Origin of the sequence: Rhodococcus opacus, assembly GCF_012396235.1 — a bacterium.
In the GTDB taxonomy this organism is placed as follows: domain Bacteria; phylum Actinomycetota; class Actinomycetes; order Mycobacteriales; family Mycobacteriaceae; genus Rhodococcus_F; species Rhodococcus_F opacus.
In genome coordinates this window covers 1-18,557 of record NZ_JAAXPA010000052.1, presented here as the reverse complement: position 1 = coordinate 18,557, position 18,557 = coordinate 1, and the positions used below count along the sequence as shown (strand labels likewise).

General features: G+C 64.2%; 11 protein-coding genes and 3 pseudogenes. 9 read left to right on the top strand and 5 right to left on the bottom strand.

Features of this window, described 5'->3' with window-relative positions:
- Nucleotides 1-123 precede the first annotated feature (123 nt).
- A pseudogene (locus HGB39_RS40625) lies at nucleotides 124-345 on the bottom strand (sigma-54-dependent Fis family transcriptional regulator); the annotation flags it as partial.
- Nucleotides 346-362: 17 nt separating this feature from the next.
- A pseudogene (locus HGB39_RS36615) lies at nucleotides 363-1,454 on the bottom strand (IS630 family transposase).
- A gap of 109 nt (nucleotides 1,455-1,563) precedes the next feature.
- Between HGB39_RS36615 and HGB39_RS36610 the strand changes: the two are divergent.
- A complete protein-coding gene (locus HGB39_RS36610; RefSeq protein ID WP_005563569.1) occupies nucleotides 1,564-2,889 on the top strand; it encodes an IS701 family transposase in 1,326 nt (441 codons plus the stop codon).
- On the opposite strand, the gene HGB39_RS36605 is transcribed toward HGB39_RS36610, so the two are convergent.
- Entirely contained in the window at nucleotides 2,845-4,005 is a 1,161-nt protein-coding gene (locus HGB39_RS36605; protein WP_064080046.1) for a hypothetical protein, read from the bottom strand. The genes HGB39_RS36610 and HGB39_RS36605 overlap by 45 nt on opposite strands.
- 384 nt (nucleotides 4,006-4,389) lie before the next feature.
- Complete coding sequence (locus HGB39_RS36600) at nucleotides 4,390-5,235, bottom strand: mycofactocin-coupled SDR family oxidoreductase (RefSeq protein WP_064080045.1); 846 nt, start codon at nucleotides 5,233-5,235, stop codon at nucleotides 4,390-4,392.
- Between the two features lie 344 nt (nucleotides 5,236-5,579).
- On the opposite strand from HGB39_RS36600, the gene HGB39_RS40065 reads away from it, so the two are divergent.
- Nucleotides 5,580-7,448: a sigma-54-dependent Fis family transcriptional regulator gene (locus HGB39_RS40065; RefSeq protein WP_155755984.1), complete on the top strand. Its 1,869-nt coding sequence runs from the start codon at nucleotides 5,580-5,582 to the stop codon at nucleotides 7,446-7,448.
- Between the two features lie 419 nt (nucleotides 7,449-7,867).
- On the opposite strand, the gene HGB39_RS36590 is transcribed toward HGB39_RS40065, so the two are convergent.
- The gene (locus HGB39_RS36590) at nucleotides 7,868-8,767 is read right to left on the bottom strand and encodes a LysR family transcriptional regulator (protein WP_064080044.1); all 900 of its coding nucleotides are present in this window, start codon (nucleotides 8,765-8,767) and stop codon (nucleotides 7,868-7,870) included.
- Nucleotides 8,768-8,880: 113 nt separating this feature from the next.
- Between HGB39_RS36590 and HGB39_RS36585 the strand changes: the two genes are divergently transcribed.
- The 7 genes and pseudogenes from HGB39_RS36585 (at nucleotide 8,881) to HGB39_RS36555 (ending at nucleotide 18,384) form a co-directional block, all read left to right on the top strand.
- Nucleotides 8,881-10,371: a CoA-acylating methylmalonate-semialdehyde dehydrogenase gene (locus HGB39_RS36585; RefSeq protein WP_005567528.1), complete on the top strand. Its 1,491-nt coding sequence runs from the start codon at nucleotides 8,881-8,883 to the stop codon at nucleotides 10,369-10,371.
- A gap of 11 nt (nucleotides 10,372-10,382) precedes the next feature.
- On the top strand, nucleotides 10,383-11,543 hold the full coding sequence (locus HGB39_RS36580) for an iron-containing alcohol dehydrogenase (RefSeq protein WP_005567527.1): 1,161 nt from the start codon (nucleotides 10,383-10,385) through the stop codon (nucleotides 11,541-11,543).
- 317 nt (nucleotides 11,544-11,860) lie between these two features.
- The gene (locus HGB39_RS36575) at nucleotides 11,861-12,040 is read left to right on the top strand and encodes a YegP family protein (protein WP_005567525.1); all 180 of its coding nucleotides are present in this window, start codon (nucleotides 11,861-11,863) and stop codon (nucleotides 12,038-12,040) included.
- 377 nt (nucleotides 12,041-12,417) lie between these two features.
- Nucleotides 12,418-13,629 (top strand): MFS transporter, encoded by a 1,212-nt coding sequence (locus HGB39_RS36570; protein WP_005567523.1) that lies wholly within the window; start codon nucleotides 12,418-12,420, stop codon nucleotides 13,627-13,629.
- 1,104 nt (nucleotides 13,630-14,733) lie between these two features.
- Nucleotides 14,734-16,604 (top strand): annotated as a pseudogene (locus tag HGB39_RS36565) (RNB domain-containing ribonuclease).
- Between the two features lie 200 nt (nucleotides 16,605-16,804).
- On the top strand, nucleotides 16,805-17,518 hold the full coding sequence (locus tag HGB39_RS36560) for a nucleotide-binding protein (RefSeq protein ID WP_064080527.1): 714 nt from the start codon (nucleotides 16,805-16,807) through the stop codon (nucleotides 17,516-17,518).
- Nucleotides 17,518-18,384, top strand: a complete 867-nt coding sequence (locus HGB39_RS36555) for a ParB/RepB/Spo0J family partition protein (RefSeq protein WP_005573064.1) — start codon at nucleotides 17,518-17,520, stop codon at nucleotides 18,382-18,384. The genes HGB39_RS36560 and HGB39_RS36555 overlap by 1 nt, the downstream gene beginning before the upstream one ends.
- The last annotated feature ends 173 nt before the right edge of the window (nucleotides 18,385-18,557 follow it).

The window sequence follows — 18,557 nt, the reverse complement described above, 5'->3', positions numbered from 1 at the left end:
ACCACGCGTCGAAACCGACACGCTCGCCACCAACCCAGATCGACCGGGCCCACAGAGGCGGCGCCCACGACGACGGTCCTGGACGCCGCCTCGCCCTGCGTCCTTGACAAACCGGCGTACATATTAGATCGCTGACGTGGCAAGGTTGCAGGTGATGTCGAGAATTCCTTCTACCGTCCGACTGACTGGATGGACGATCGGAGTACCCACACACGCAAGGGTCTGTAACGCCTCGCGAAGGTGCTCCGTTCCACGAACCCGGAACAGCTGACGCGCCTCGAGCGCGGTACCGATGGCGTTGGTGCCCGCGCTCTCCTCGGAGAAGCTGAAGCCGGGCGCTACGTGTGCGCGATCGAGCCGCGCTAGTGTCCTGAGTCTTTAATTCTGGCGCAGTAGTGTGCGATGGAGTCGAGGATCTGGTCGGCTGTCTTGACCCAGACGTAAGGCCTGGGGTTGTCGTTCCAGGTCTCGATCCATGCTCGGATGTCTTTGTTGAGCTGTTGGACCGAGGTATGCGTGGAGCGTTGGAGCTTCTTGGTGGTCAGTTCGGCGAACCATCGTTCGACGAGGTTCATCCACGATGAGTTGGTCGGTGTGAAGTGGATGACGAAGCGTGGGTGCGCGAGAAGCCATCGTTTGACCGCGGGAGTCTTGTGCGTCGATGCATTGTCCATCACGAGGTGGACATCGAGATCGTCGGGAACCTCTGCGTCGACCTTGCGGAGAAATGCGATGAATTCTTGTGCGCGGTGGCGTGAATGGAGTCATCCGATCACCTTCCCCGAGGCGATGTCGAGAGAGGCGTACAGGCTCGAGGTGCCATTGCGGACGTAGTCGTGACTGGCGCGTTGCGGGGTGGTGGGAAGCATCGGGAATATCGGTTGGGTCCGGTCCAGTGCTTGGATCTGAGTTTTTTCGTCGACGCAGAGCACCAGAGCCCGCTCGGGCGGGTTCATGTACAGGCCGACGACGTCACGGACTTTCTCCGTGAACAGTGGATCCTTCGACAGTTTCCATGAGTCCTGTTTGTGCGGGGCCAAACCGAACGCGCGCCACACCCTCGAGACCGTCGACTGCGAGATATCGAGATGCTCGGCCATCGATCGTGTGGACCAGTGTGTGGCGTTCTTCGGTGTCGTTTCGAGGGTCGAGGTAATCAGATCCTTGATCTTGTCGTCGTCGATTGTCCGCGGGCGGCCGGGGCGTGGTTCGTCGAGCAACCCGTCGCATCGGTCCTCGACGAACCTGTCGCGCCACCGCCGCACCGTGCCTCGGTTCAACCCCAGCCTCTGCGCCACTTCGGTATTCGATCCACCATCAGCAGCAGCGAGAATGATTCGCGACCGTACCGCCAAACCCGCAGCGGTCGTGCGTCGCCGCGCCCACCCCTCGAGTTCTGCGCGTTCGGTCTCGGTCAGCACAACGTCCGCCGGTCGCGGACCACGAGTTGCCATGACCAACCCAGGCAACCGATCGCTTATTTATGACTCAGGACACTAGTAGTACTTTGTTAGCTCGGCGTGTCGGCTCGAGTTTTCGCGACTTTCTCGAGAGCATGCGGGCATGGATACGGCCGCTCTCGACCGTGTCGGGGAACAGTTGGATACGTTTGTCGGTGAGGTGTTCTCGTCGCTGGCGCGCAAGGATCAGCGCGAGAAGGCGGGACTGTATTCCCGGGGGTTGATGCTCGACGGCCGGCGGAAGTCGATGCAGCCGATGGCGCAGCGGTTGCAGGTCGATCACCAACAGTTGCAGCAGTTCGTGACCACTTCGCCGTGGGATGTCACACCTGTGCGGAAAACACTGTCGCGCCGGGCGTGTGGTCTGATCGACCCGGATGCCTGGGTCATCGATGACACCGGGTTCATCAAGGACGGACCCGCTTCGCCGGGCGTGGCCCGCCAGTACTCGGGCACCCTCGGCAAGGTCGGCAACTGTCAGATCGCGGTCAGCGTGCACGCGGCCACCGATGCGGCGTCCGCCCCGCTGGACTGGCGGCTGTTTCTGCCCGAGAGCTGGGACGATCGGTCGACCGCCGACCCCGAGACGGTCGCGGCGATCACCGCCCGTCGGCGACGGTCCGCGATCCCCGACACCGAGCACCACCGCCCCAAATGGCAGATGGCGATCGAGATGATCGACGAGCTGACCGAGTGGGGCCGGATCCCGCCGGTTGTGGTCGCAGACGCCGGATACGGCGACACCACCGCCTTCCGGCTGGCGCTGACCGAGCGGGGCATCGACTACGTCGTCGCCGTCAAGGGCGCGACCAGCGCCCATCCCGGCGACGCGGTCCCGGAGACCGCGGCCTACACCGGCCGCCTGCGCCCGTCGACGCCCCGTTACGGCCCGCACACGACCTGCAAGGACCTCGTCCTCGCTGCCGGACGCAAGTCCCTGCGCACCGTGACCTGGCGCCGCGGCAGCAAGACCGACCCCACCAATCCGACCGCGTCGATGCGCTCGCGGTTCGCCGTGTTGCGGGTCCGTCCGGCGAACCGCGACATCCCCCGCGCCGAGGACGGCACCCTGCCCGCGGTGTGGTTGCTCGCCGAGTGGCCGACCGGCGCCGGCGAGCCGACCGACTACTGGCTCTCCACCCTTCCCGCCGACACCCCGCTGCCCGAGCTGGTACGGCTGGCGAAGATCCGCTGGCGCGTCGAGCACGACTACCGGGAGCTGAAAACTGGTCTCGGACTGGATCATTTCGAGGGCCGATCCTGGCTCGGCTGGCACCACCACGCCACCCGCATCTTGCCCTTCCCGGCCTTCTCCACCGGAGTCCCCGGAATTCCCGTCCGGGGTGGCATCGGTCAACCAGTCGGGTCACCCGCTTGCGATTGGCTATTGCGCGGCGGTCTTCGGAGCAAACCTGCGCAGTCCCCATGAATTGAAACAAAGCAGATACCATAGAGACCAAAGCACAAGTAAATCGATGAAACCCAGCGCGTTTCCGGCCATGGTCGGGCTGATATAAGGCTCGTGTAGCATTGTCGATGCCAGACCAAAATAATAACCTATGTACGTCACGACTGCGAGTCCGAAGGTTATGATCAGGCGGACGAAATATTTGAGAGCGAGCGGTGATTCCGACCCGTTCGGATAATTGGAAAACGCATTAGGCCACGCAATGGCCCACAACACCCAGCAGACACCGATCTGCGCAGGCATCGACGCCATCGATTCGCCGAGTATCAATACGTTCCCCTCCCCGACGATGAACTCCACCAGTTCGCGCAAACCTACGTAGATCAACCCGCCTAGGAGGAAGTTCCCGAAGGCTGCGGCAGCCGCGGTTCGACCGGGCGATCCGGCCAAACGCCACGGCCAATTGTCGGTGAGATTGCCGGTGAGCACGATGGAAACAATGCAGGAGTAGAAGTATCCGATTGATGGTTCAAGTCCTATCAGAGGATCGGGTCCCTCCACGAGCAGGTTGGGCAGTGCGACGACCGAGTAAAGCACCGTTGTGGGTACGATCAGTGCAGCGATTTCCGCCCAACCTTTCCATGGTTGTAACACTCGATCGTCAGTCCAGGGCCAATGGTTCCAATTGACGACACTCATCACATAAAGAACAAAGGCATAGAGCACCCACTGCGATCCGGTGGAGTAGCCGGCCCCGCCCGGACGTTCGGCCGAGAAACTCGGCGCAATTTCTGCCAGCGGCACCGCAAGCACGGCCGTGATTGCTATGGCGACCACTACGGTAAGTGTGAGAAGAACGGCGCCACGAGCGGGTTGTTTCAGCGAGTCGAAGCCATGGAATTGCAGGCTGAAACCAACGAAGACGACGACGATGATGGTCCAGAACAACCCGCTCGTGAACGGCTCAGGATAAATTGTCCAACCGATCACATTGGTGACCGGGTCAACCAACAGCCACCACGACGCGAGCGTTAATGTGAGAATAACTGCCACGTTGGCGATTCCGAATGCAATCCACGGTGCGTGCCGAATTCGGGTATTCGACGATGTTGTCGACACTTGTAGTTCGTCGGTCATAGGACACCTGTTCGTTCAGGCCGGGCGAAAGGATTGCGTCGCGACCGGCGAAGACATGAAGTGGGACAGTCTAATTCCGGGAAATTCGTGAACTGCAGCGTCCTGCGTCGAACCGCTCGGAATCGGCCACAAAAGGGAAGGAGAACGCGGGGAAGTTCAGGGCGGTATAGTGAATCAGAGCTGTGTCGCAGTTTTACTGCACGAAATAGCACGGGGTGGCCGATCATTGGCCGATCGACCACCCCGTTCCACTACTCAAGGAGTCAGTGTTCGTGAGCGATACTTTGCGAAGGTCTTCGCTGTTGAGAAGGTCACCGTAATCCTGGTTGACGTCTTCTAGAGTTAGCGCCTGTTGATGGATTACACCTACATCGCTGTGCCCCGTTAAACGTTGCGGATCCGGTAGGGCAGCAGGCCACCCCCGTCGACCACCGTGTCTGTGCCCGTCACGTAGCGGCTAGCGTCGTCCGCGAGATACAAAACGGCGTTGGTGATGTCCTTGATCTCGATCCACGGGATTCGGAAGGCGTGGTTGTTGAGCATGGTGTGCTCCACCTCTTCGCGGGTGGCGCCTTCCTTGCCCCCGAAGAGGTCGTACATCGCCTGGTTGGCCACCATCGGGGTATCCGCCGTCGACGGGTTCACCGTGTTGACCCTGATTCCGAAGGGCGCCAGCTCGACGGCCAGGCTCCGCATGAGCCCTGTTACACCGTGCTTGGAAGCGTTGTAGTGACCGACTCCGGGAAGGGCCGCCAGACCGCAGATGGAGCTCGTAAGGATGATCGATCCGCCCCGGTTCTGTTTGATCATCGTGGGAACAACGGCCTTGAGCGTCTTCCAGGCTCCGGTGAGATTGATGTCGATCATCTCGGTCCACGTTTTTTCGTCGAGTTCCCAAAGCGCCCCGACAGTGAGAATGCCAGCGTTGGCGCAGACGATGTCCAGGCCACCCAGCTCATCCACGGCTTCCGCCACAATCGACTGCATCGCGGACAGGTCGCGAATGTCGGCCCGGTACGCGAGGCAGCGCTGGCCAACGCTCTCGATCTCCTTGACGGTCTGATCCAGATCGCTGTCGGTCGCCAAGGGGTAGGCAACCGTGTCGAGGTCCTGACAGCGGTCGATGGCGACGATGTTGGCCCCCTCCTCCGCCATCCGTAGTGCGTGTGCACGGCCCTGCCCACGTGCCGCACCCGCGATTAGGGCTACCTTACCGTCGAATCGACCCATGTCAGCTCCTTTGAACGTACGGTTAATGTCCCTGGGACGCTACCGACGACAGATGGACACTTCCTGTCCCATTTTCGGACGCCATCGGGGATCCGAATCGGACTGTCCGCGAGGTCCTTCCGCCCATGTCGATGCGTCGTGTGCCTGCCCTCCCGCCGGTCGGCGACCGCACCGTCGCGGTCGCCGACCGGCGAGGGGCCAATGAAGGAACGCGAACCAGCAATCGTGTACCGGGCTACGGCGACCATGTCCCATAATCGGACACTGTGGGATAGCTTCACACCAGACATACTGACGACTGAGTGACCGCCGTCACATGTGCTGGAGCGTTGGAGGAGTTGGAAGTGTCCACTGAAAGCATCGTGATGTCAGGGCAGCGGGCGGCAGCGTTCGCCGGCGACAGGGATGTCGTTCGTCGTTACCAGTTTGAGCGCGACGCGATGATCGACCGGGGAAAGCGCGACGCGATGATCGACCGGGGAATGAGCCCTGGGAGCGTGCGCGAGGACATCCAGATGTCGTGGAGGCGGTCGTTGATGTCCGGTGTGGAGCCGGGCACCCCACAGACTCCTCGGAATACGAGTGTCGACTCTACGAGCAGGCTATTGGCCGTCGCCCGTCCCACGCTCGAGCGGATCCGGGAAGGCCTCATCGATACTGACTTCAGTTTGCTTTTACTCGATCGAAACGGGTGGGTGCTGGACAGACAAGCGGGTTCGAAGAAGATGGCGAGTCGGCTGGATGAGAACTTAACGGTGCCTGGCTACTCGCTGGCCGAGCAGTTCACTGGCACTAACGGGCCCGGTACCGCGCTAGAACTCGGCCGTCCGATTCAGATCTCAGGACCCGAGCACTTCGCAGACCGCTATCAGGACCTGACGTGCGCGGCCGTTCCGATCTTTCATCCCATCACCGGGCGCCTTGAGGGCGCGGTGAACTTGACGTGTCCATTTTCGCAGACCAGCGCCCTCATGCTGCCTTTTGTGGCGAACGCCGCAGCCGAAATACAGCGTAGTCTCGCCTCTCAGCTGGCCGATCGTGAGCGGCTGTTTCTACACGAGTTCATGGCCGCTTGCCAAAGGACCGCTGATCCGGTGGTGGCACTGAGCGAAAGCGTGCTCATGGCCAATCCAGCAGCCGCTCGTCTCTTTGACAGTGTGGATCAGACCATGCTTTGGGAACGCGCCGCGTCGATCGCCGGGTCGAAGGAAGCCACAGAGATCTGGGAGTGGCAGACGTCTGTCGGCGAGGCTTTGCAGATGCACTGCCGACCCGTTCTCGACGGCACCCACTTGCTCGGTGCGATCATCCACGGTAAACCGCTCAATCCTGTGGGCAAACGAGACCGAAGCCTTGAAGCCGCCACTTCTTTCGTGTCGCCCGGAGTGGTCTTGGGTCGAAGCCGCGCAATGGCTGAAGTCGGCCGGTTGGCGGCAAGCATCGCCGACCACAGAACCTCCTGCCTCGTCCTTGGCGAGGCTGGTTCCGGCAAGCTGACAATGGCGCGTGGAATAGCGAAGCTTATATGCGGACGTCCCGAACCGGTGGTGTTGGATGCTGCTGTAGCACACCTCGTCGGGCCAGTGAAGTGGCTCCGCTCCGTCGTGGCCGCACTCGAAAATCCCGGCGGGGCCACTATCCTCGCTCACGTCGACGCGCTCGATGAGAGGACAGCCCGCACCCTCGCTGCCTGCATAGACGCGCACGACAACTCATGGGTGCTCGCGACCAGTGCGTCAGCAGATGCTGAACCGGCAAGTGGGCTCGAGGCTCTCCTCGGACGGTTGAGAGTGGTCCAGCTCGATATCCCGGCTCTACGCTCAAGACCCGAGGATCTCTCCGCCTTGGTGTCAGCATTTCTGGACCTTTACGGCAGGCCCGGCCAGAAGTTCGGGGCCGGGGCATTGCAGACGATTGGACGGTTGGAATGGCTTGGCAATGTGAGGGAACTTGAAAACGTGGTCAAGTGGACCACGCAGTCGACATCGGCAACGAACATTGACTCGAGTGATCTGCCTGCCGCGGTTCTTCGCAAATCCTCGTCCCGTCATCTGACTCCTGTCGAGCAGGCAGAGCTCGACACGATCGTGCAAGCAGTAAAGGACGCCAGAGGTAACAAGGTCGAGGCGGCCAGGCAGTTGGGGTTGGCGCGGTCCACTCTCTACCGGAAGCTGCGCAGCTACGGCATTGACGTCAAACACACGATTTTGTAAGCAGTCTGGATTGTGCAGCACCAATCGTGGTTTGTTGGCAACCCGTGATGTGGTCATCGTCGACGCACAGCGTCCCCCTGAAAATTGCGGATGCTGCGGGCGATCGGCGTCCCATCAACGACTGACCGGACGATGGGTGACTCCAGGGCTACAACGCCAGCGACGTGATCCTCGTGGCTCCCCACGACGTAGTGATGGGGTCGTCGGCGTCATCGAGTTCACGAGGTTTTCGCGGTCGCCGCTCTTGCCAACTGTGACACCCCCGGCGATCCACGCCGCACGGCCGAGATACTGCAGCGCATCCGGCACGTGCATAGTTTCTGAGGTCGACACCAGGAGCGGGTAGGACTTGTTGCCGCGTTCGACGCCGATCGTTGTCCCCAGCGGCGCCACCAGGACCGGTATGAAAGACTCCCGAGTCATTCGGCTGCGCTGCGTAATTCGGGATTCTTCGCGACGATCTCGTAGAGCGCCTCGGTGATGGCCTTCACCCGCGCGAGTCGCGTCAACTCTCGCGGCACGACGAGCCAGTAGGTTCGGTGAGCGACGAACTCGCCGGGCAGCACGGCGACCAGGTCGTCGTCCAGCGCGCCGATGTAGCTCGGCAGCGGTGCGATCCCCACGCCGTGCTTCACCGCCTGATAATGCCCGGCGATGTTATTGGTCTGGATGTGCGCACGACTGTCGGGAAGCAGCCGATCGAGAATGCGGAGGGGTTCGACGTCAAGGAAGGCGTCGACATACCAGATGAGCGTGTGCCCGTGTAGGTCGTCGAGCGAGGCGATGGCGTCATGCGTGTCGAGGTACTGCCGCGAGGCGTAGAGACACAGGTCGTAATCGGCGAGCTTGCGCACGACCACCGACCGCGGCGACGGGCGCTCGAGCGTGACGGCGATGTCGAAGTCACGGCCCGTCAGTACGTCGTGGGTGGTGGACGTGAGCAGTTCGGTGAACAGGTCCGGGTGCTCGGCTCGCACCGAGCCTAGACCGGGCACTACCACGAACGCGCCGAACCCGTCGGGCGTGAGGACCCGGACGGTTCCGTTCAGGGCGCCCGCCGATGCCGACGAGGTCGCGTCTAGGGCGGCAAGCAGTGTCGATTCGACCGACTCAGCGTAGGGAACCAGCCGCCGTCCGGCTTCGGTGAGCTGCCAGCCCGATGCGCCACGGTCAAAGAGCCGGATTCCGGTGTCCTTTTCGAGGCGGGATATTTTCCGTGAGACGGTGGTTTGATCGACGCCGAGGCGTTTCGCCGCGTCCGCGAGCCGACCGGTCCGCGACAACTCGAGCAGGAATCGCATGTTGTCCGCGGTAATCATCACTACACCCTCTCTGCAATTTTGCATTTGCGAATGCCATTTTAGTCGTTGACGCGGGTAATGATGCGCACGCAGACTCGATGGCACCCCCACCTTCTCAGGAGTGAATCGCGATGTCCGTCATCTCGCATTGGATCAACAACAAGTCCTACCCCGGCACCAGCGGCAACACCGCACCGGTCACCAATCCGGCGACCGGTGCCGTCACCGGTCAGGTCGCCCTGGCCAGCGTCGAGGACGCCCGCGCCGTCATCGACGCCGCCGCCGCCGCGTTCCCCGCCTGGCGCGACACCTCCCTCGCCAAGCGCACCCAGGTGATCTTCACATTCCGGGAACTGCTCAACGCCCGCAAAGGCGAGTTGGCCGAGATCATCACCGCCGAGCACGGCAAGGTCGTCTCCGACGCACTCGGTGAGGTCTCCCGCGGCCAGGAAGTCGTCGAATTCGCCTGCGGCATCGCGCACCTGCTCAAGGGTGGGATGACCGAAAACGCGTCCACGAACATCGACGTCGCCTCGATCCGCCAGCCCGTCGGTCCGGTCGGGATCATCTCCCCGTTCAACTTCCCCGCCATGGTCCCGATGTGGTTCTTCCCCATCGCCATCGCCGCCGGCAACACCGTCGTCCTCAAACCGTCCGAGAAGGACCCGACCGCCGCGATCTGGATGGCCGAACTCTGGGCCGAAGCCGGCCTGCCCGCCGGGGTGTTCAACGTCCTGCAGGGCGACAAGACCGCCGTCGACGAACTCCTCACCCACCCCGCCATCAAGGCCATCAGCTTCGTCGGCTCCACCCCCATCGCCCAGTACGTGTACGCCACCGGCACCGCCCACGGCAAGCGCGTCCAGGCATTGGGTGGGGCGAAGAACCACGCCATCGTCCTCCCGGACGCCGACCTCGACCTCGCCGCCGACGCCATGGTCAACGCCGGCTTCGGGTCCGCCGGCGAACGCTGCATGGCCATCAGCGCCCTGGTCGCGGTCGGCGACATCGCCGACGAACTCGTCGCCAAGATCAAAGACCGCACCGACACCCTCAAGATCGGCGACGGCACCCTCGATTCCGACATGGGCCCACTGGTGACCAAGGTGCACCGCGACAAGGTCGCCTCCTACATCGACGCCGGCGAGAAGGACGGCGCGACGATTGTCGTGGACGGCCGGCAGGTGCAGGCAAATGGCGGCACGGACGGGTTCTGGCTCGGCCCGACCCTGATCGACCACGTCACCACCGACATGTCCGTCTACACCGACGAGATCTTCGGACCCGTCCTCTCCGTCATCCGCGTCGAGTCCTACGACGAGGCCCTGGAATTGGTGAACTCCAGCCCGTTCGGCAACGGCACCGCCATCTTCACCAACGACGGCGGCGCCGCCCGACGGTTCCAGAACGAGGTCGAGGTCGGCATGGTCGGCATCAACGTCCCCATCCCGGTTCCGACCGCGTATTACTCCTTCGGCGGCTGGAAGAACTCCCTCTTCGGCGACACCCACGCCCACGGCACCGAGGGCGTGCACTTCTTCACCCGCGGCAAGGTGGTCACCACCCGCTGGCTCGACCCCAGCCACGGCGGCCTCAACCTCGGCTTCCCCCAGAACAACTGAGGACTCTCAACATGAGCACACAGATCGCACTCCCACGATTCGCCCGCATCGGCGCTGGCGCCGTCGACGAAATCGGCGCGGTGATAGATCAACTGGGCCTGCACCGGCCGGTCCTGGTCACCGACAAGTATCTGGTGTCGACCGGCGTCGCCGACCGTATCCTGGATATCCTCCGCGTCGCGGGCAAGGACCCGCTTCTGTTCGACGGCACTGTCCCCGACCCAACCACTGACTCCCTCGTGGAAGGACTCCGCGCAGTCAACGAGCACGACGCGGACTCGGTCATCGGGTTCGGCGGCGGCAGCCCGATGGACACCGCGAAGGCCCTGGCCGTCCTGTCCGCCAAGGGCGGACGGATGCGAGACTACAAGGCGCCGCACGTGTACACCGGTCCGGCATTGCCGATCATCGCCATCCCGACGACAGCGGGAAGTGGCTCGGAGGCCACGCAGTTCACCGTCATCAGCGACAGCGCCTCCGACGAGAAGATGCTGTGCCCTGGGTTGTCGTTCTTGCCGATCGCCGCGATCATTGACTTCGAACTCACGACGTCGATGCCGCCGAGGCTGACAGCGGACACTGGTGTTGATGCACTCACCCACGCGATCGAGGCCTACGTGAGCCGTAAGGCAAACCCGTTCTCCGACGGCCTCGCTCTCGCGGCGATCCACACCATCGGCAAGAACATCCGAAGGGCGTACGCGGACGGGGAGGACCGAGTGGCGCGGGAGGCGATGATGATCGCCTCCACCCAGGCTGGCATGGCGTTCTCCAACGCCAGCGTCGCGCTCGTCCACGGCATGAGCAGGCCGATTGGTGCCCACTTCCATGTCGCCCACGGACTGTCGAACGCCATGCTGCTGCCCGCGATTACCCGATTCTCGGTGCGGGGCGCCGAAAGTCGCTACGCCGACTGTGCGCGAGCGTACGGGGTGGTATCAGAGTCTGCGACCGACAACGTCGCTACGCAGTTCCTCGTCGATGCCCTTACCGAGCTATGCCACGACCTGAAGGTCCCCACCCCGCTCGCCTACGGCATCGACCGCAACAAATGGGACGACCTGATCCCGCTGATGGCGCGCCAAGCACTCGAATCCGGATCGCCCGGCAACAACCCCGTCGTGCCCACCGCCAGCGAGATTGAGACGTTGTACGCCGAGGTCTTCGAGTAGAGATCTTCTGCTCGATAACGCGGTTCGAGTACTGAGGGCAAAGACTGGACGTTACCGTCCGCACCGCAATGCAAGCGGACGGCAAGGTCAGCCAGCACGTCTCCGAGGCCGACTCGGTATCCCCGGCATCGACAAGGACGGCGAGCAGGCCGACGAGGAACTGAGGTCCTCGATGTCCTCAAAGATGTCGTGACCTCTTCCCCGGGAAGCGTGCTCCGCGGCAAACAACATCCGTCGTTTCGCTGCCGATCGGTGATCGATCGGCTTAGCGTGAGCGTTGTCCGTGGCCACCGTGGACTAGAGCCTGAGGAGGAGCGATGACTGCGAAGTTCGAGCTGTTCAAGGACATCGCCGGCCAGTTCCGGTTTCACCTGAAGGCAGCGAACGGCGAAATCATCGCGGCCAGCCAGGGTTACACCTCGAAAGCGGCAGCCCAGAACGGGATTGACTCGATAAGGGCCAATGCGGCAACAGCCCCGACTGAAGACTTGACCTGACACCCCCCAGAAAGTTCGGCGACCGGCATGGGAGGCAGTTTTGCGGGCTGGGTCTTCAACCCGCAGAACCTGGATCGGATTTATCAACCAATCGATTACCGACCCTAGTCCCACTTTCCCCGCATAAGCCGACCGCTGTGAACTGCCTGTCGCAGTGTGAGTTCGAACCGCCGAGGACAATCAGGAACGAGCACTGGACATCACGCGCTGCGCCGTGCCAGGCGCCCGGCAACCAAACCGGAGACAGCCCCGAGGACCCCGCTGAGTATCAGACCTGCGGCGAGAAGGCCTGGAGTGGACCCCAATTCTGCGAGGAGCCACCTTACCGACTGCTGTCCGGGGTCTGTCACCGCTACCGATCTCCGAGAGGCTCGTATATGCCGTCGTTCTCGCCCGCAGTGTCCGGAACGCGCACCCGGCGGTCGTCCGCCCTCGCGATCAGTGCCACGTCGTTCGCGTTCCTCGTCACGATGATGGGACCGACACTACCCACCGCGCTGTACTCCATCTATGCGCAGGAGCTGGCGTTCAGCGCCCTCACTGTCACGATCCTGTTCGCCGTGTACGCGGTTGGGGTCGTGGCCGCGCTCGCCCTGTTCGGGCGGCTGTCCGACGACGTCGGCAGGCGCCCGGTGCTGTTCATTGCGGTCGCCCTCGCCGCGGTGAGTGCCGTGCTGTTCCTGTTGCCGTCGACGCTTCCGGTGTTCGTGGTTGCCCGGGTGATCTCCGGGCTGTCGGCGGGGCTCATGACCGGCACGGGCACGGCCGCGATGATCGATCTGTTCCCACCCGACCGCAAGGCGGTCGGCGGAATGCTCGCGGTCGCGGTGAACACCGGCGGCCTGGGATTGGGCACGCTCAGCGCGGGGGTGATCGCCGACATCACGTCGAGTCCGCTGACCATTCCCTATGTGGTGAATCTCGTGCTCGCCGTTCTTGCGGGCGCCGGGCTGTGGATCTTCGCGCCCGCACCGGCAACCCGTCCGGCGTGGCGCATCCGACCTCGCCGCTTGCAGGTTCCCGCGTCGATCCGCGGCGCGTTCGTCACCGCGGTGCTCGCCGCCGGAACCGCGTTCGCGGTGACCGGTGTGCTGACCGCGGTGTCGGGGTTGTTCCTGACGGAATATCTGGGGTCGACCAGCCACACGATGGCCGGTTTCGTCGTGTTCCTGACCTTCTTGTTCATGGCGTTCGGCCAGCTTCTGGCCCGCCGGCTGACCACAGCCACCGCGATGCTCGCCGGGTGCCTCGCGTTGATCCCCGCAGCCGGACTGCTGGCGCTCGCGCTGGCGAACATGGTGCTCGCGCTCCTGCTCGCGTCATCTGTGGTACTCGGTGTCGCCGGGGGTCTGTGCCTCAATGCGTCGATAGCCACCACCGTCGAACGGGTCGAGCAACAGTTCCGCGGCGGGGTGTCGTCGGCGTTCTTCGTGGGGATCTACGTGATGCTGGCCGTCCCCGCGGTCGGTGTCGGCGTGCTCGCCCGCTTCTCCGACCTCGGCACCGCGGGGTTCGTCTTCAGCGGCCTGGTGGCCGCGCTGGGCGCCGGGGTGGCCGTCGCCCAACTCGTCGCGCGTAGACGAGCCTGAGTGGCGTCAGCCCCGTGGTCCAGTGATCAGCGGAATGGTAATCACCCGGACGCATCGTCGTGGTGGTGGTGACGGCGGCAGTGTCGGCTCCGGGACGACAGACGACAGACGACGGAGTCGCGATCCGCGATCCGCGATCCGCGATCCGCGATCCGCGAGGACCCTTCTGTATGGTCGACCGGCAGCCGTTGGAACTTGCTCGTCGACGAAGGTGCGTGTGCGGGGAGCGTCAGGCGGACAGGTCCGGTGGAGACCCCAGGCTCATGCATCCCCGAGGGCCGGCGGACGCGATGCTGACGCTGCTTACGGGCGTACGCGTGGGGTGCTCCCCTCTTACGTGGCCACTTCACCACGTGCTCGCGCCGGCGCCAGCGCGGAAGATCGGCGGCGGCTGCAGCAGCTACTGGTCTGAACTGGTGCAGCCTCGACCGCTCCGATGCTCCGGACCATCGGAGTGTCGACCGGTCGAATACCCCAGCTGCGCCGCACCAACGCGAGCACCGGAGTGCAGATCCGGCGGGGCATCGGCCGGCCCCGCAGATGCGACGGGCACCTCCTATGGCCGACGCGTCCTGACGGCCCGCTTTCTCGAGCCGCGGCGGTGGCCGCGGGACGCACACTGCGTGATTCGGGGCAGCACATCGCCTGGATGGGTCGAACCGATCACACCAGACAGGGGTGATGTCCCTTTTGTCCGTTGTTCACCGCGGTGAACAAACCGTACCTGACGCCGGTTTTGAGGAGACGCGCTTGTCCCAGCTCAGTGCATCTGATGCCGACTCAACAGATCTGATGCGGCCGACGGTCGATCTGATGCCTGACTCGGTGAATCTGATGCGGGGTCCCCTGGTCGCGGTCGACGTCCTCGTGCGTCGGGAACTCAGGCCACGTGCAATCGGTCGGGCGGCACGCCAAAAATTTTCACGCGCATCAGATTCAGTGAGGCGAAGTCGAACATTGCGGCTCAGACAATCTGACGCACCGCAGGTCGGCGGCATCAGATTCACTGAGTCAGGACAGGCCCTTTCGACCAGGTGCGCCGCCCGCCCCCGTGTCCCGGTGACCAGTTATGGTCGGGTTCCCGGGGAGCTGAGGGGGTAGGACATGACTTCGACCACGACCGATGTGTCGACACTGTTGATGATCGACTCGGCGTCTGCGCGGGATCGGGACGACGCCTTCTCGGTCATCCCGCTCGCTGGTGGCCGCGGGTGGGCGGTCGAGGTTCACATCGCCGGTGTCGCCGACGTCGTGGAATTGGGGTCGGTCGCCGACGAGCAGGCGTTCCTGCGAGCGGAGACGCGGTACCTGCGCAGCCGCACCATTCCGATGCTCGGCGACTTGGCGGAGCAGGCCGCTACCCTCACTGCCGAATCCGGGCGGACCAGCCTGCGGGTCACCGGCACCATCACCACCGATGGCCGACTGGTCGGCGTCGCCGTCGGCCGCGGGCAGATCCCCTCGGGAAGATGCGTGGCCGTCGATCACGCCGAGGTGCCCGGCATCCTGACCGACCCGGCCCATCCGCTGCACCTCCCACTGGCCGCAGCGGATGCGGCCGCGCAGGTCCTGCTGACCGCCCGCCGCGACGGAGGAGCGCTGGCGTTCTACGACCTCACCCGCGGCTGGGCGAGCAATGAGGACGGGGCCATCGTCGCGATCGCCGCCGAACTGCGGACCGTCGCGTACGTCATCGTGCAGGAGATGATGATCGCCACCAACGAGGCGGTGGCGCTCTGGTGTGTGGAGCAGGGGTTGCCGATCCTGTTTCGCAATCACCGGCCCAACCCGGTCGCCGGCAGCACCGACGAGCTGATGCACGAGATCGCCGCCGCGGCCGGGGACCCGGACCTGTTCGCGAAACTGCGTGGGCGGCTGCTGTCGACGTTGCGGGCCGCGACTTATGATCCGACGGTCCACGGGCATTATGGTCTTCGGCTGAGCGCTTACAGCCATGTCACGTCCCCGCTGCGGCGGGTGGCGGACCTGATCAATCAGCGGATCATCTTCGCCCACCTCGACTCCTCCCCGGCCCCCTACACCCCGGATCAGTTGGCCGCCCTGGGCGCGGACCTGAACCGGCGCACCCGCGCCGCCCGGGAAGCGAAGAAGAACCACTTCAAACACGCCGACCAACGCATCGTCGCCGAGCAGGCCACCGCCGATCTCAGTGCACTGGACAGTCGACGATTCCACAAGGTCCTCAAAGCCGAAGCCGCCGCACCACTTCGGGCCGAACTCGCCGCCGAACTCGCCCGCCGAGTCGAGGCCGACCTGCTGACCGCCCCGGACGTCGCAGTCCTGATCGACGCCGCCGACCCCACCTGGCTTCCCATCCAACTCCGCGTCCTGGACACCCTCGCCGACACCCATCCCGAGATGGGCCCCAGCGTGGCGTCGGTGTGGCGGCAATCCCACCCCGACCAACCTCCCACCGACCTCGAGATCCGGCGGAACGGCGCAGACCACAACCCACTGTTCGCCGTCCGCGCCACCCACCGAGGCATTCACGGGCCGTGGGCCACCTCGACGGCGAAGAAGCCGGCCGAACAGGCCGCCCTCTGGGCGGCAATGCGTGCACAGCTGACCGAAACCGACAATCCCGACACGGACCCGGACTGGCCCACCACCCAGCCATCCCTGCAGCCCTCTTCCCGGCCCACATCCGAAGAACCCGACCCCGCGGCCCCTGAGGCCCCGCACCGGACGACCACCCCGGCCGCACTGAACCTGGAGGGGGCCAAGAAGTCCAAGGCACTGTCGAACCCCATCGCCTGGTTGATGAGTCTGGCCCAGAACAACGATCAGGACCCGCCCGTGTGGGAGTTTCACACTGAAGGCCCCGCGCACGCACCCGGTTCACCGCCACCGCACACCTCGCCGGCCACTGCGCCACCGCTACCGCGACTACGAAGACTTCGGCGAAAACCGCATCGGCCACCACACTCATCGAGGCCCTCTTCACGCAGCTCTGAAGACCATGAATGTCCGTTTTGCCCGTTGTTCACCGTGGTGAACAACGGGCAAAACGGACACGCTTGAGATGCTCCAGATGATCTTCACATCATTTCGCCGCCCGGCCGCGTGTCAGACCTGAGACGACCGCCTAGTGCAGTACCGCGCTCTCCGTCCGAAGTAGCCCACACGAGTGGGTGAAGCAAACGGAAAGGGTCCCATGACCATTCATGTCCTTCTCAATCAGAAGGGTGGCGTCGGGAAGAGTACCGTCGCCGTCAATCTCGCCGCCGTCACCGCCGACGTTCTCAATCAGGACGACGACCCCGAGGCCACCTCACCGGTCGCCGCGGTCTCGGTGGACCCGCAGGGCTCGGCGATCTGGTGGGCCGACCGCCTCGACAATCTGCCCTTTCACGTCGTCCAAGCTCACGACGACCTCACCGGGCTCCGTCAGCTGGGTCAGCTGCCCGGCATCCGCCACGTGTACGTCGACACCCCCGGCTGGATCGACCTCAACGCCGCCGACGACACCTCCGACCCCCTCGGTCGCGGACCGGCCGCCGACGCGCTACGGACGGTCCTCGAGGTCGCCGATCACGTCATCGTGCCGATGGAGACCGAACCACTCTCCTTCGACCCGACCGCCCGCACGATCCGAAAGATCCTCGAGCCCCGCGGCATTCCGTACACCGTGGTGATCAACAACTGGGATCCCCGCGACGGCAAGTCCGACCTCGAGGAGACAAAGGACTTCGTCCGCGCAAACAAGTGGCCACTCGCCAAGACCGTCATCCGGCACTACAAACTGCACGCCCGGGCCAGCGCCGACGGCCTGGTCGTCACCGAATACCCCGCCAACCGGGTGGCACTGCAGGCCCGCGAGGACTTCTACCGGCTCGCCCTGGAACTGCGGATCGACGGTGGTCGGTGATGGCACGCGGCACCCGCACCAACCTCGCAACCCTCGCCGGCGTCGTCGGCGACAACTCCCCCGTCGACCGACCGGCCACCGGCGGGACACCGACCAACGTGCCACTCAGCGAGCTGGCACCGAACCCGCGCAACCCGCGCGATGACCTCGGCGACCTCAGCGACCTGGTCTCCATCACCGGCACCCAACTCCAACCCGCCCTGGTGATCACCCGGGACGCCTACCTGCGGCTGTATCCGGAAGACGAAACCACGATCGGGCTCGCCCGATGGGTGGTGATCAACGGGTGCCGGCGGCTGGCCGCCGCCGAAAACTACGGCCGCCCCAACCTCGACATCGTCGTCAAGGACGAGGTCGCCAAGGACCGGGAGACCCTACTCGCCGCGGCGGTCATCGAGAACGTCGGCCGCCGCGACTTCGACGTCATCGAAGAGGCCAAGGCCGTCGAACTCCTGATCAACGAGTGCAGAACCGTCGACAAGGCGGCACTCAAGCTCAACAAGTCCAAGGCCTGGATCTCCTACCGCCGATCCCTGCTCAAACTCGCCCCCGAACTGCAGACCGCACTCCGCAAGGGCGAACTCGCCGTCCGCACCGCCCGCACACTCGCACAGGTCCCGCCCGAAGCCCAAGTCCAGGCCTGGGCTGCCGAACAGCAGCGGGAACACAAGAAGAAGCCCGAGCCAGATCCCACACCTGAATCCGACAACACATTGCCCGCAAGGACTCCCGTCACCGCCGCGAAGGTCACGCGCACCTTCCGCCGCCTGGAGGCCGACCCAGCCACCCTCGCCGACGCCCTGGTCGACTACCTCGACGCCGACGGACTGCGAACACTCATCCAGGCACTCACCGATCGACCCTGATTCGAACCTTCCGTGGCTGTTCACTGCAGTGAACAGCCCCGGAAGGTTAGACGATATGAGGGGCTGGGCTGAGGCCCCACGCACATGTGAACGTGGGTTGCCGACAGGAAACGGGTCCTGGCCGGTAGAGCCACAAGATGTGGGAGGCCCCAGCGATGAATCAGCGTACGAGC